General features: G+C 67.6%; 11 protein-coding genes. 10 read left to right on the forward strand and 1 reads right to left on the reverse strand.

The features are described from left to right. Nucleotides 1–162: 162 nt before the first annotated feature. The 6 genes from hpnC to RBA40_RS16990 all read left to right on the forward strand — a co-directional run bounded on the left by hpnC (nucleotide 163) and on the right by RBA40_RS16990 (nucleotide 5,245). The gene (hpnC, locus tag RBA40_RS16965) at nucleotides 163–972 is read left to right on the forward strand and encodes a squalene synthase HpnC (RefSeq protein ID WP_306648968.1); all 810 of its coding nucleotides are present in this window, start codon (nucleotides 163–165) and stop codon (nucleotides 970–972) included. A 143-nt stretch (nucleotides 973–1,115) separates the two neighbouring features. Next, entirely contained in the window at nucleotides 1,116–1,949 is an 834-nt protein-coding gene (hpnD, locus tag RBA40_RS16970; protein WP_099879308.1) for a presqualene diphosphate synthase HpnD, read from the forward strand. A 7-nt stretch (nucleotides 1,950–1,956) separates the two neighbouring features. Further along, complete coding sequence (gene hpnE / locus RBA40_RS16975) at nucleotides 1,957–3,282, forward strand: hydroxysqualene dehydroxylase HpnE (RefSeq protein WP_306649040.1); 1,326 nt, start codon at nucleotides 1,957–1,959, stop codon at nucleotides 3,280–3,282. Between the two features lie 124 nt (nucleotides 3,283–3,406). Further along, a complete protein-coding gene (locus RBA40_RS16980) occupies nucleotides 3,407–3,544 on the forward strand; it encodes a hypothetical protein (protein WP_157778710.1) in 138 nt (45 codons plus the stop codon). A gap of 16 nt (nucleotides 3,545–3,560) precedes the next feature. After that, on the forward strand, nucleotides 3,561–4,418 hold the full coding sequence (locus tag RBA40_RS16985) for a DUF1700 domain-containing protein (protein WP_306648969.1): 858 nt from the start codon (nucleotides 3,561–3,563) through the stop codon (nucleotides 4,416–4,418). A gap of 20 nt (nucleotides 4,419–4,438) precedes the next feature. Continuing rightward, nucleotides 4,439–5,245, forward strand: coding sequence for a head GIN domain-containing protein (locus RBA40_RS16990; RefSeq protein ID WP_306648970.1), 807 nt, complete (start codon nucleotides 4,439–4,441; stop codon nucleotides 5,243–5,245). On the opposite strand, the gene RBA40_RS16995 is transcribed toward RBA40_RS16990, so the two are convergent. Continuing rightward, entirely contained in the window at nucleotides 5,232–6,488 is a 1,257-nt protein-coding gene (locus RBA40_RS16995; protein WP_306648971.1) for a TIGR03862 family flavoprotein, read from the reverse strand. The two genes, RBA40_RS16990 and RBA40_RS16995, sit on opposite strands and share 14 nt — an antisense overlap. 138 nt (nucleotides 6,489–6,626) lie before the next feature. Between RBA40_RS16995 and RBA40_RS17000 the strand changes: the two genes are divergently transcribed. The 4 genes from RBA40_RS17000 to RBA40_RS17015 all read left to right on the forward strand — a co-directional run bounded on the left by RBA40_RS17000 (nucleotide 6,627) and on the right by RBA40_RS17015 (nucleotide 12,990). Next, nucleotides 6,627–7,013, forward strand: a complete 387-nt coding sequence (locus RBA40_RS17000; RefSeq protein WP_099879318.1) for a hypothetical protein — start codon at nucleotides 6,627–6,629, stop codon at nucleotides 7,011–7,013. A gap of 9 nt (nucleotides 7,014–7,022) precedes the next feature. After that, nucleotides 7,023–7,226: a helix-turn-helix transcriptional regulator gene (locus RBA40_RS17005; RefSeq protein WP_306648972.1), complete on the forward strand. Its 204-nt coding sequence runs from the start codon at nucleotides 7,023–7,025 to the stop codon at nucleotides 7,224–7,226. Continuing rightward, nucleotides 7,223–8,152, forward strand: a complete 930-nt coding sequence (locus tag RBA40_RS17010; protein WP_306648973.1) for an alpha/beta fold hydrolase — start codon at nucleotides 7,223–7,225, stop codon at nucleotides 8,150–8,152. The genes RBA40_RS17005 and RBA40_RS17010 overlap by 4 nt, the downstream gene beginning before the upstream one ends. Nucleotides 8,153–8,415: 263 nt before the next feature. After that, nucleotides 8,416–12,990, forward strand: a complete 4,575-nt coding sequence (locus tag RBA40_RS17015) for a hypothetical protein (RefSeq protein ID WP_306648974.1) — start codon at nucleotides 8,416–8,418, stop codon at nucleotides 12,988–12,990. Nucleotide 12,991: the final 1 nt, after the last annotated feature.

Genomic DNA, 12,991 nt, shown 5'->3' on the forward strand with positions numbered 1-12,991 from the left:
ACGGTGTTTTCCTTTACTATGCGGTGGTCGCGACCCCGAGGGATCGACGATGATGTCGAGATGCTACTACTCGTTCGACCCTGAGAGCTAACTGACTTTCTGGTTAGTAATTATAATACTGCAAGTTTTATTTGCAAATGACTTTCACGTCATTAATACTCCATGCCCGTCGATCACTACGAGAACTTCCCCGTTGCCTCTGTTTTGCTGCCCCGGCGGCTGGTGCCGGCCGTGGAAGCGATCTACGCTTTCGCCCGCACCGCTGACGACATCGCCGACGAAGGCGATGCCACCGGCCCCGAGCGGCTGGCCGCGCTCAGCGCTTACGAGGCCGCGCTGGACGCCATCGGCCGCGGCGAAACGCAGAGCGAACCGTTGTTCCAGCGCCTCGCCGGCGTGATCGATCAGTATAGATTGCCGCTGCAACCGTTCCTAGACCTGCTGTCGGCCTTCAAGCAGGATGTGGACACAACGCGCTACCCCAGCTTCGAGCTGCTGCTCGATTACTGCCGCCGCTCGGCCAATCCGGTTGGTTTCCTGATGCTGTCGCTGTATGGCGCCGTGGACGAGGCCAACGTGCGCGATTCGGACGCCATCTGCTCGGCGCTGCAGCTGATCAACTTCCTGCAAGACGTCGGCATCGACCGTCAAAAAGACCGTATTTACCTGCCCATGGATGATTTACAGCGCTTCGGCGTGCCCCCGGCCCAGCTCGACCAATCGCGCACCGACGGCAACTGGCGCGCCCTGATGGCCTTCGAGGTGGCCCGCGCGCGCGCGCTCATGCTGTCGGGCGCGCCGCTGGCGCTGCGTTTGCCGGGCCGCATCGGCTGGGAATTGCGGCTGGTGGTCCAGGGCGGCTTGCGCATCCTGGAAGAAATCGAGAAGGTCGGCTACGACGTCTTCGGCCAGCGCCCGCAGATCAAAACGCTGGACTGGATGGTGATTGTGTGGCGAGCAATACGCATGTAAGCCGGCATCAAACGCGGCTCCAACGCGGCAATGACCCGCTGTCGCGCTGCCTGACGACGAAAAAACCCGCGCCCCCTGCCTCGACTTGCACTCATCGGCTATAGAATAGCGGCTTCGCTTCGCGCACCCTTGCATTTTTGACCATGTCCCCTGACGAATACTGCCAACAAAAGACCGTCCAGAGCGGCTCGAGCTTTTATTACAGCTTCCTGTTCCTGCCTCCGGAGCGGCGCCGCGCGATCACTGCGCTGTACGCCTTCTGCCGCGAGGTGGACGACACGGTGGACGAATGCACCGACCAGTCGATCGCGCGCATCAAGCTGGCCTGGTGGCGCAACGAGCTCTCCAGCATGTACGCGGGCGCGCCCACCCACCCCGTGACGCAAGCCTTGCAGCCGCACCTGACGGTGTACAACCTGCAGGAAACGCACATGCAGGCCATCGTCGACGGCATGGAAATGGATCTGGACCAGACCCGCTACCTCGATTTCCCGGCCATGAAGCGCTACTGCTGGCACGTGGCCAGCGTGGTCGGCATTCTGTCGGCGAGCATTTTCGGCGTGACCAATCCCAAGACCCTGGAGTATGCGGAACAGCTCGGCCTGGCGTTTCAGCTGACCAATATCATCCGCGACGTGGGCGAAGATGCGCGCAAGGGCCGCATTTACCTGCCTGTCAACGAACTGCAACAGTTCGGCGTGACCGCGGCCGACCTGCTCAACGCGCGCCACAGCGACAAGTTCGAGAACCTGATGCGCTTTCAGACCGAACGCGCGCAAAAGGTCTACGACGAAGCCTTTGCCCTGCTGCCCAAGGAAGACCGGCGCGCCCAGCGTCCCGGCCTGATGATGGCGGCCATCTACCGCACCGTGCTCGACGAAATCGAACGCGACAACTTCCACGTGCTCACTCAGCGTATCTCGCTCACGCCGCTGCGCAAACTGTGGCTGGCGTGGAAGACCTACATCCGTGGCTAAAGTGGACATGAGCGCCGCCGTCATCGGCGCCGGCTGGGCCGGCTGCAGCGCGGCCGTCGAACTGGCCCGCGCCGGCTGCAAGGTCACCCTGTTCGAGGCCGCGCGCACGCTCGGCGGACGGGCGCGCGCGGTCGACGTACAGGGCCGCCAGCTCGACAACGGCCAGCACATCTTGCTGGGCGCCTACAAGGAATCGCTGCGCCTGATGCGCGCGGTCGGCATCGACCTGGGCGCCGCCATGCTGTACCTGCCGCTGCAGATGCGCTATCCGAAGGAAAGCGGCGGCATGGACTTTGTCGCCCCGCGCCTGCCGGCGCCGCTGCACCTGGCGCTGGCCCTGCTGAGCGCCGATGGCCTGGCCTTTGCCGACAAGATGGCCCTGGCGCGCTTTTCCTCCACCGCGCGCTGGATGGGCTGGCGCCTGCACACCGACTGCAGCGTCAGCGAATTACTTGAACGCTACGACCAGACCGACCGCCTCATCGAACTGATGTGGCGTCCGCTGTGCCTGGCCGCGCTCAACACCGCGCCCGAACGCGCCTCGGCCCAGGTCTTCCTGGCCGTGCTGCGCGACAGCCTGGGCGCGAGCCGCGCCAGTTCCGACATGCTGCTGCCGCGCGTCGACCTGAGCGCGCTGTTCCCGGTGGCCGCGGCAGCCTTCGTGGAACGCGCCGGCGGCGCCGTGCGCCTTGGCGCCAAGGTCGGCTCCTTGGCACCGGCTGACGCTACCGGCGGCTGGCTCCTTGGCGAAGGCGAACGCTTCGGCGCCGTCGTCATCGCCACCGCGCCGCCGGCGGCCGCCACCCTGCTCGAACAGGCCGGCGCGCCCGAACTGGCGGCGAGCCTGCAGCATTTCGAGTACGAACCGATCACCACCTGCTACCTGCAATATCCGGCCGCCACCCGGCTCGACCTGCCCTTCTACGCCCTGCGCGACAATGCCGCCAGCGGCCACTGGGGCCAGTTCGTGTTCGACCGCGGCCAGCTCGACGCCGCGCAGGCCGGCCTGTTCTCGGTGGTCATCAGCGCCTCGGGCGCGGCCTCGGAACCGGGACGCGAAGCGCTGGCCCAGGCAGTCGCCAGCCAGCTGGCCGCCGTGCTGCGCCGCCCGGAACTGAGCCATCCGGAATGGGTCCAGGTCATCAGCGAGAAACGCGCCACCTTCGCCTGCACCCCGGGCCTGGCGCGGCCCGCCAACGCGACCGGACTGGCATCGCTGGCGCTGGCGGGCGACTACACTGCCAGTGACTATCCGGCAACAATCGAGTCGGCCGTGCGCAGCGGCGTGGCGGCCGCGCGCGTCGTCCTGTCGGCCAAGGCCACAAAAAAGTGAACGACTGTCCCCCGATTTGGTCGTTTGCGGCGCTGAAAGTGCAGCCTGTCGCATTCCGGTGGAGCTGAACTGTCCGTTTTCGTACAGTAGCACCATCGATACAGGATTTTTACACGGACAGCACATGAACATCGCACTCGGCCTTCGCGCACTCGCATTACTGGTTTTTGTTGCCGCGACTACCGCCGTCATCGTCATGCCGGACCTGCTCGGCGGCGACTCGCAGATTCTCCATTCGGGCGTGGCGCTGAGCCATTCCTGATCCAAAGGCGACCATCATGGGCAAACTCGACTATCTCGACGCGCTGCGGCGCGCCATGGCGGGCATTTCCGCCGACACCCAGGCCAACACGCTGGCTTACTACGAGCAGCGCTTCATCGACGGCGTGGCCGCCGGCCGCACCGAGGCCGAGGTGGCCGCCGGGCTCGACGCGCCGACCGCGGTCGCCGTGAAGCTGCGCGCCACCGTGCACATGCATTCTTTCGAGCAAAAGAAAAATCCCGCCAACCTGATGCGCCTCATGGTGTCGATCGTTGGCCTGGGCATTTTTAATCTGTTCATGGTGGTGCCAGCGCTGGTCTACGCAGCCCTGCTGGCCCTCCTGTACGCGGCCGGCCTGGCCTTCTACGTGGCCGGCATCGCCATTACCGCCAGCGGACTGGCGGGCGCCAACGAACTGGTGCTCGATGGCCCTTTCCGCGAGCTGATCCTGAGCGACGCCTCCAGCGACGAGCGCAACACGATGGAAGCGAAAGTGTCGATCAGCCAGGACGGCGTGCGCTTCTTCCGCGAACACAGGGCCGGCAATGTCCCCAAGGAGGCCGTGGACGCCGTGCGCGAAGCCGGCGAGGCCGCTGACACGGCGGACGCGACCAGTGAAGCGGGCGACGAAGCCGCAGAGGACGGCCCGAAAAAAACCAGCGTGATCCGCCGCGCCGAGGAAGCGGCCAGCGTCGGCGTGCGCATCACCACCAACCTCGAACCGGGGTCGCGCGCTACCCAGACCGTCTTTGGGCTGGGCATCGTACTGGCCGGAATCGTGATCTTCCTGCTGTGCCTGGTCATTACGAAATACACGCTGACCGGCATCCGCCGCTACGCCGAAATGAATGTTTCCCTGCTCAAGGGCAACTAAACGCGGAACCGGAGAATTTCATGCGATCACTTATCAAAGTCGGCTTCGGCCTGCTGCTCCTCGCTTTCGTCCTGATCGCCCTGTTCTACGGCATGCTGCGGGCCCAGGGCACGACTCGTCCGGCCAATCCGGAGGGCCGCGTGGTCGCCAGCGAAGCGCGCCATGTGGGCAACGACGTCACCTCGGTCGTGCTCGGCGGCCCGATCGACATGACCCTGCGCCAGGGCGCGGTAGCGTCGCTGACCGTGCGCGGCGAACAGCGCTTGCTGGGCAATATAGGAACCGTGAGCGAAGGCAATACCCTGCACATCGAAACGAAGGGCATGCTGCTGCACCATAAACAGCCGCTGCAAGTGGTGCTGGTGCTGCCGTCCATCGACAGCGTCAGGATCCATGGCAGCGGCGACAGCACCATCAATGGTTTTAGCGGCGACAAGATCGCGCTGCAACTGCATGGTTCCGGCGACGTCAAATTCAATGGCCGCTATCGCGCAGTCGAGGCCGGCCTGCAAGGCAGCGGCGACATCGAGCTCAACGGCGGCAACAGCGACAAGGTCGACGTCAGCGTGGTCGGCTCGGGCAGCATGACGGTGGTGGGCGCGGCCAAACAGTTCAAGGTGGCGCAGACCGGTTCGGGCGACCTCGACGCCGAGCACCTGAGCGCCGATACGGTGGCCGTCGAGCTGATGGGTTCGGGCAGCGCGGTTGTTCAGGCCCGCAAAAGCGCCACCGTCAACCTGCGCGGCAGCGGCGACGTGAACGTGCATGGCAATCCGGACGAGCGCAACGTCACCCGCAACGGCTCGGGCGACGTTACGTTCGAGTAATCGGCCGCTGCGCCAGCCAGGCCAGCGCTCCATGTCCGGCGGCCCGGCCGCTGGCAAAACAGGCGGTAAGCAGGTAGCCGCCGGTCGGCGCTTCCCAGTCCACCATTTCGCCGGCGGCGAACACCCCCGGCAGCGCGCGCAGCATGGCGTGCCCGTCGAGCGCGTCGAAGCGCACCCCGCCGGCGCTGCTGATCGCCTCGTCGATCGGGCGTGCCCGTTTCAAGGTGACCGGCAGCATTTTCAGGGCCGCCGCCAGACGCGCCGGGTCGGCGAATTCATCCGCCGACAGGCATTCGCGCAGCAATCCCGATTTCACCCCCTTGATGCCCAGCCGGCTTTGCAGATGGCTCGACATCGAGCGCGAGCCGCGCGGACGCGCCACGTCCTCCAGCACCCGTTCGGCGCTGAAATCGGGCACCAGGTCGAGCCAGATGGTGGCGCTGCCGCTTGCCGCAATCTGCTCGCGCAGATCGGCCGACAAGGCGTAGATCAGGCTGCCCTCGACGCCAGTGGCGGTAATCACGAACTGCCCCTGGCGCTTGTGCGGGCGGCCCTGGGCATCGTTGGCGGTAATGGCCACCGTGGTCAGGGGTGCGCCCGCGTGGCGGCTGCTGAAATGCTCGCTCCAGCCGGTATCGAAACCGCAGTTCGACGGCACCAGCGGTGCCACCGCGACCGCGCGCTGCTCCAGTAGCGGCACCCAGGCGCCGTCCGAACCCAGGCGCGCCCAGCTGCCGCCGCCGAGCGCCAGGACGACTGCGTCGGCGCTGACCTCGCGCTCGCCGTCGGGCGTGGCAAAACGCAGCGCGGCGCCATGCCAGCCCAGCCAGCGATGGCGCATGTGCAGCTGCACGCCCGCCTCGCGCAGGCGGTGCAGCCAGGCGCGCAGCAGGGGCGCGGCCTTCATATCGGTCGGAAACACGCGTCCGGAGGTGCCCACGAACGTGTCGACGCCGAGGCCGTGTATCCATTCGCGCACCGCTTGCGCGTCGAAGCGCTCCAGCCACGGCGCCACGTGCCCGCTGCGTGCGCCGTAGCGTTGGAGAAAATCGGCGTATGGCTCCGAATGCGTGATATTCATGCCGCCCTTGCCCGCCAGCAGGAACTTGCGCCCCACCGACGGCATCGCATCGTACAGGTCGGCCGCCACCCCGCCCTGGCTCAGGACTTCGGCGGCCATCAGGCCGGCCGGGCCGCCACCGATGACGGCGACGCGGGCTTGGGGAAGGTTTTCAGCAGGCATGACAGACTCGGTGCGGCGGTTGAACGACCCGCATTGTAGTCGACTTCGGCAGGCTGAAAATAGATGTAAAGCTTGCTTGACATACCGATTATTCATCCCTACCATGTAAAGCATACTTGACTAACGGGGAGACGCAACATGCATGAAAAGATCATCGGCCGGCGCTATCTGCGCGAACTGTTCGGCGCCATCGGCATCTATGCGCTGATCCTGACGGCGGCGATTGTTTACGGGCGCACGCTGGCCGAAGGCCCGGCGCGCACGCTGGTGCTGGCCAGTCCGGTCATCGGCGTCGCCCTGGCCGTCTGGGCCATCGTGCGCCACATGCGCCGGGTCGACGAATTCATCCGCCAGAGCACGCTGGAAAACCTGGGCATCGCCGCCGCCCTCACGGCCGCCCTGACGCTTACCTACGGCTTTCTGGAAACGGCCGGCTTTCCGCGCCTGTCGATGTTCACCGTCTGGCCCCTGATGGGCGCCTGCTGGCTGGTGACGGGCCTGGTACGCGGATGCGCCTTTAAATGAACAAGAACCATGAATAACACCATTCGCGACCTGCGCGCGCAGCAGGGCTGGAGCCAGGCGCATCTGGCCGACCTGCTCAAGGTGTCGCGCCAGACCGTCAACGCCATCGAAACGGGCCGCTACGACCCGAGCCTGCCGCTGGCGTTCGCCATTGCCCGGCTGTTCGCCCAACCCCTTGAAACCATTTTCCATCCCGACCAGGAGATTGCATGATCGCTCGCATTGTTTTAGCCCTGATGATGGCGGCTGGCGCGCCCGCCTTCGCCGCCGAGGCGGCGCCGCAGCCGCCCAACCGCTTCGCCGCCACCCTCGTTCCGGCCGAACGCTTCGAGGTCGGCGCCATGCAGGTCGAACGGCACGGCAAGCGCGGGCGTCCGCTGATCCTCATTCCCGGCCTGGCCAGCGGTTCCTGGGTGTGGCAGAGTACCGCGCGCCAGTTTCTCGGCGACTACACCGTGTATATCGTCACCCTGCCCGGTTTCGACGGCCGCGCGCCGGCGCCGGGCAAGCAGATGGAAGCGGCCCGGCGCGCGCTGGCGCAGCTGATCGAGACGCGCAAGCTGGTCAAGCCGGTGCTGGTTGGACACAGCCTGGGCGGCGTGCTGGCGCTGTCGCTGGCGGCGCAGTTGCCCGAGCGAATAGCCGGCGTGGTCAGCATCGACGGCTTGCCGGTGTTTCCGGGTTCCGAAGACTTGCCGCCGCACCAGCGCGACCAGATGGCGCAATCGCTGGCGCGGCGCATGGCGCCGGCCGACCAGCGCGCATTCGCCGCGCAGCAGCAGGATTACATGCGCGGCACCGGCGTGCTGGACATGGCGCGCGCCGACGAACTGGCCAAGCTCAGCGCGCGCAGCGATCCCGGCGCGGTGCTGCAATACATGGCCGAAACGTTCGCCATGGACTTGCGCCCGCAGTTGCCCGGGATTAGCGCGCCGGTGCTGCTGATTGCGCCGTATTTCGAACCCGACGCCAGCCAGCACGAGCTGACCGAGGACACCAAGAAAACTTACTACGCCTCGCTGATCGCGGCCGCGCCCAAGGCGCAGGTGGTCACGATATCGCCGGCGCGGCACTTCGCCATGTTCGACCAGCCCGAACGCGTGAACGCCGCCATTCGCACCTTCCTCGACGCATTGTAAGTATGCATGGGTTGCGGCGCCGCCACACGCCGCAACCCATCGGTTTACCAGCTTGACCTTCTGGAGTGCCCGGATAATCAACGGCTTGCGCCTGCTGCCGGCGACCGCGGCCGGCGGCCTCGTCAATGGCGCTTGCGCCCGCCGATGGCGAATGCTAACTTGGTTCGGGCCGAACCTCTGATCAACGGGCGCGGCGATGTCAACCGGGTTCCGTCGCCGTGTTGCGACGGAGCATTTAGATCGTCTTCGGAGGAGCATCAGCCATGCCATCCAGGATTGCGCCCACGACACTTCCTTTCGGCTTGAGCGAGCCCGGCTCGCCTGCTCCCGACAACGCACAGTTCACCCGGACCACCGAGAATGCATCGGCCGAGTTGCTGCTCCAGCTTGCTTCCGGAGAGTGGCTCGGCGATGCCGCCATGGCGTCCGACGAAACGCGCGCAACGCTGCAGGAGCTGGCCGCCGTGCTGCGCAGTGCCGGCCCCGGCGAAGGCGAGCCGCTGCGCGTGGGCGACGCCCTGGTGGCGCTGCGCCGCCTGCCTTTCCTGAGCACGCGCATGGAAGGCGGCGCGCCGGCCTGGAGCGCAGGCATGGCGGCAGCAGAACGGATCGGGCCTGTCACCGACCAGCTGGGCCGGCCGTTCTGGCTCGACCTGTTCCGCCCGGTCCGCCAACTGCGCTTCGTGCGCAGCCGCGGGGGACCACCCGTGCTGAGCCTGCCCATCATCCAGGCGCCATGGGCGATCAGCGGCGCCGCCTTGCGCGCCGGCCAGGCGCTCGAACTGGGCGCGGGCAGCGTGTGGTTCGCGACCAGCCTGGTGGCCGTGGCGCCGCCGAACGTGTATTCCGGCGTGCGCATCGCGCGCGGCAGCCTGCGCTTTTCGGTCGACCTGGCGCTTGGCGACGATGAAGTGCTGTTGCCGCCGGGAGTGGCGTTCGACCTGGCGCTCGACTTCGATGTGTCCGGGGCCGCCGCGCCCGCGCCCGGCAGCGTGCTGGCCGCCACGGGGCGCCGTTCGCCCGACGGCCTGGTCATCGGACTGGGCCCGGCCGGCGCCACCGTCTCGGTGGTGGGCGACGCCGGACTGGGACTGGGCGCCACCACGCTCACGCTGGCACCGGCCGCCGGCGCGGCCCGCTACCGGGCCGACCTGAACCGCCTGGTGGTGCCGATGACGCCGGACCGCCCCAGCATCACCATCAACGCCATCGCTTCGACCCTGTTCGCGCCGTCGGGCGCCGCGCCCATTGCGGCGGCCGGACTGGCGTTGCCGGCGGCTGTGATCGACCCGGCCAACCTCGGCCAGGCCAGCGGCGCTGGCGCCCTGATGCTGGAACTGGAGCGCGGTCTGTCGGCCACCTGGCATGGCGAGCCGCGGCCGGTCGAACTCGGTCCGGTGCTCATCTTGCTGGACGAAACGCGCCTGGCCGTGAGCGGCCAGGCCGCCCGCGCCACCGGACGCGCGCTGCGCCCGCCGCTGGCGCCCTTGTCCGCGCCGGCCACGCTGGCATATGCGCGGATCGACCGCAGCGCGGTGCACTTCGTGACCGGTGCCGATGGCTTGGCGTCGGTGACGCTCACGGCCAGGGTCGATGTGCGCCTTCCCAAACCTGTGGATGTGGCCGGCAACCGGGTTGGCATGACCCTGCCGGCGGCACAGGTCGTGATCGCTACCACGCTGGCGGGCCAGCGCAGCCTGAGCGTGAGCGGCCTGGCGCTGGCGCCGCAGCAGCAACGGGCGATCGCCTTCGCGCTCACCAATGCCGTGATGCGCGCCACGCGCCCGCGCGCTTTTTTCATGATGGGCCGGCTCGAAGGCGAACGCATCGTCGAGGCATTGGCGCTGACCGCCTACGGCATGGGCGGCCTGCTGCCCTCGCTGCCCGATCCGTATGCCGCCAATACGCCGCTGGGCACCCCGTTTGCCGCCGCCGGCGGCCAGGGGTTTCTGCTCAGCCAGTTCCGCTTCGGCCCCGGCGGCGAAACGCTCAGTTTCGTGCTGCCGCAGTCGGTGGCGGTTGCGCCACCGCTGGCCGGCCCGGGCTTTGCCAATGTCGCCGTGCCGCCCACGCTCAGCGCCGCGGTCAACGTCAACTACGGCGACCTGTTCGATTTCGAGGCGCAGGGCAAGGTTGTGCTGCTCGACGTGTCGTCCAACGCCAGCCGCTTCGGGGTCGCGGTGCGTCCGCCGCGCCGGGAAAACCAGGACACTTTCGGCGGCGCGCCGCTCAAGCCGGTCACCGTGCAGGGCCTCGACCTGTCGCTCGACGGGCGCATGCTGGTGCTGCTCACGCTGCCGGCGGTGCAATGGGAACCGGTGCGCAATGTGCCCGGCCCCGAACCCTTCCCCGACGAAGTGCGCTTCGCCAACAGCGGCGTGCCGACCACGATCGACGTGCCCAGCGTCGAGCTGGTGCGCATCAATCCGCTCGCGGCCTATGACACGATCCTCGACAATTTCGCCCAGGATAATCCGCGGCCATCGCGGGCGCGCTTCACGCTGCCGTTCGGGATCGTCGCCCAGGCCCGCCTGAACCAGGCCTCGCCCGCGCAACGCGGCGCCCGGGTTGGCGAAGTGCGTCCGGCATTTACCGATCTGCAAGGCGCGCATCAACTGCGCATTGCCGCTGTCGACCCGGCACTGGGGCCTGGCGCCACGCCGGCGCTGCCGGGGTTTATCGCCCAGCTCTCGGTCGCCCGGCCGGTCGGCGGCGGCCCGCTGCAAAGCATTCTCGGCACCAGCACCACGGGGATCGTCCATGACTATCTCGGCCTTGGGCAGCCAACGGCGCTGGTACCGGTGACGCACATCGACCTGTCCGGCCATGGCGAGAGCCTGTTCAGCGCCTGGGCCCATCCGGATGAGCCCGAAACCGGGGTCGCCGCGGCCGAATTCCAGGTGCTCAACGGCCGCGCCGCGCACGAGGTGATCCACGTCAAGAGCATCCTGCTGCCGTATTTCGTGCCGGTGGTGCGCATCATCACGCTCGAACGCAAGGGCAATGCGGTCGTCACGCGCGAGGACAGCGGCTGGGTGGCGGTGGGCGAGGGACGCTACCGCGCCGCGCCGGGCAGCGGCATCGTGGTCCACCCGGGCGTGGTGCGGCGCGCCACGCGCGTAACCAACATCCGCGAGACCGGCAGCACCGTGCACGCCGGCGGCATGGAGTTCGTGGCCGTCTATTTCAATACCGATCTGATTGTCGACGGGGCGGACGGGCCGGTGCCGGCGCGCCGCCAGCTCGGCTATGTGAAGCTGTCGAACCCGCCGCTGACTGCCGCCGTCTACGAGGCGCTGATCGCAACGGCAGGCCCGATGGGCGGTGCGCTCGACGCCAGCATCCAGGTGGCCGGCGGGCGCCAGCGCATGCGCCTGCACCGGGTCGGGGTCGGCATCGCGGCTCCCGAATTCGCCATGGCGGCGTGGGGCGGCCTGGCCTTTCCGGCCGGCGGCGACTGGTCGGTGCTCGAAGCGGCCAATGCGGTCGATGCGCCGGGGGCCGTCGCCGCCGAGCGCGGCCTGCCGCTGATCCGGCAGGGCGCGGCGGGCGCGGCGAGCGCCGTACCCTTCCCCTACCGCTTTGCCGATCCGGAAGACCTGCTCAACGAGGCCGCGCCGCGCCGCGACTACGGCCTGCTGCACTCGATGGGGACCCAGCGCGCCTTTTTCCGCCGCCCGCGCATCGATACCGGCGCGCCGCACCGGATCGTGTCGAGCCAGCGCCCCGTCATCGCCGATCCGCTGATCCTGGCCACCTCCACCGGCGCCTTTCCGCGCCAGGCCGATGCGATTGCCTTCCCCGACGCTACCTATGCGCTGGAGGCGCGCGCCGACGGCAGCTGGGTGCTCGACGCGCCGCCGAGTTTCCCGGCCGGGGTGGCGCGCCGCACCATCCGCAGCGCCGGCACCGTGCGCAGCGACCTCGACTATTCCAGCGCCACCGTCACCTACACGCTCGACACTGCCGACCCGGTTCCCTGGCGCTTCATGCTGGAAGACGCGGTCAAGATCATGGCCCACACGGCGATGGGCGATCTGATGTCGATGGCGGTCGACATCGATGCCGAAGCCGGGCGCGCGACCCGATTCGCCGATCCGGCCCTGCGCATCGGCGGTCCGTTCGACATCGTCCAGGACTTGCTGACGATCCTCAAGGACCTGGGCATCCCGGTCCAGCCGGACGTACGCATGACCAACGACTGGTCGCTCAGCGTTGCCCTGAACGTCCCCTTCGTCGATGCCTCCGGCGAGGACTTCCAGGTGCCTCCGGGAGATCCGCTGCCCACCATCAAATTCGCCGACACCGGGGTGACCGTGGAAGTGGCGGTCGCACCCACGGACGACGAGGCCAGCCTGACCCTGCACGGCTCACCGATGTTCGCGATCAAATCGGTGCCCGGGCTGTATGTGGTGGCGATCATCGAGTTCGAACTGACCTTGTCGACCGAGCATGGCACCACCTACGGCTTCCTGATCGGGGTCGGCATCGCCTACAGCCTGGAGGCCGGACCGTTCGAGCTGGAAGGCCTGTTCGCCATCACCTTCTTCGCCGTGTTCGGCGATACCGTGCTCGGTTACGGCGTCGGCTTCCTGGTCAAACTGTCCGCCGAGCTGCCGCCCATCGTCGCGATCGACCTGTCGCTCGAAGGAAAACTGGCGCGCCTGGTAGCCCACAAGGGCTTGCCGGACGAAACGGTGTTCCAGATCGCCAAGCTGGTCTTCGCCATCGAAGTGTCCATTTTCCTGGTCTTTAGCATCTCCCTCGAAGTGGAAACGCGCAAGGTCGAGGTCATACGCGGCCCGCTGCTCGAGAGCGACGCCCCCGATGTCATCTGAA

The organism is Massilia pseudoviolaceinigra, from assembly GCF_030846505.1.
Lineage (GTDB): Bacteria > Pseudomonadota > Gammaproteobacteria > Burkholderiales > Burkholderiaceae_D > Telluria_A > Telluria_A violaceinigra.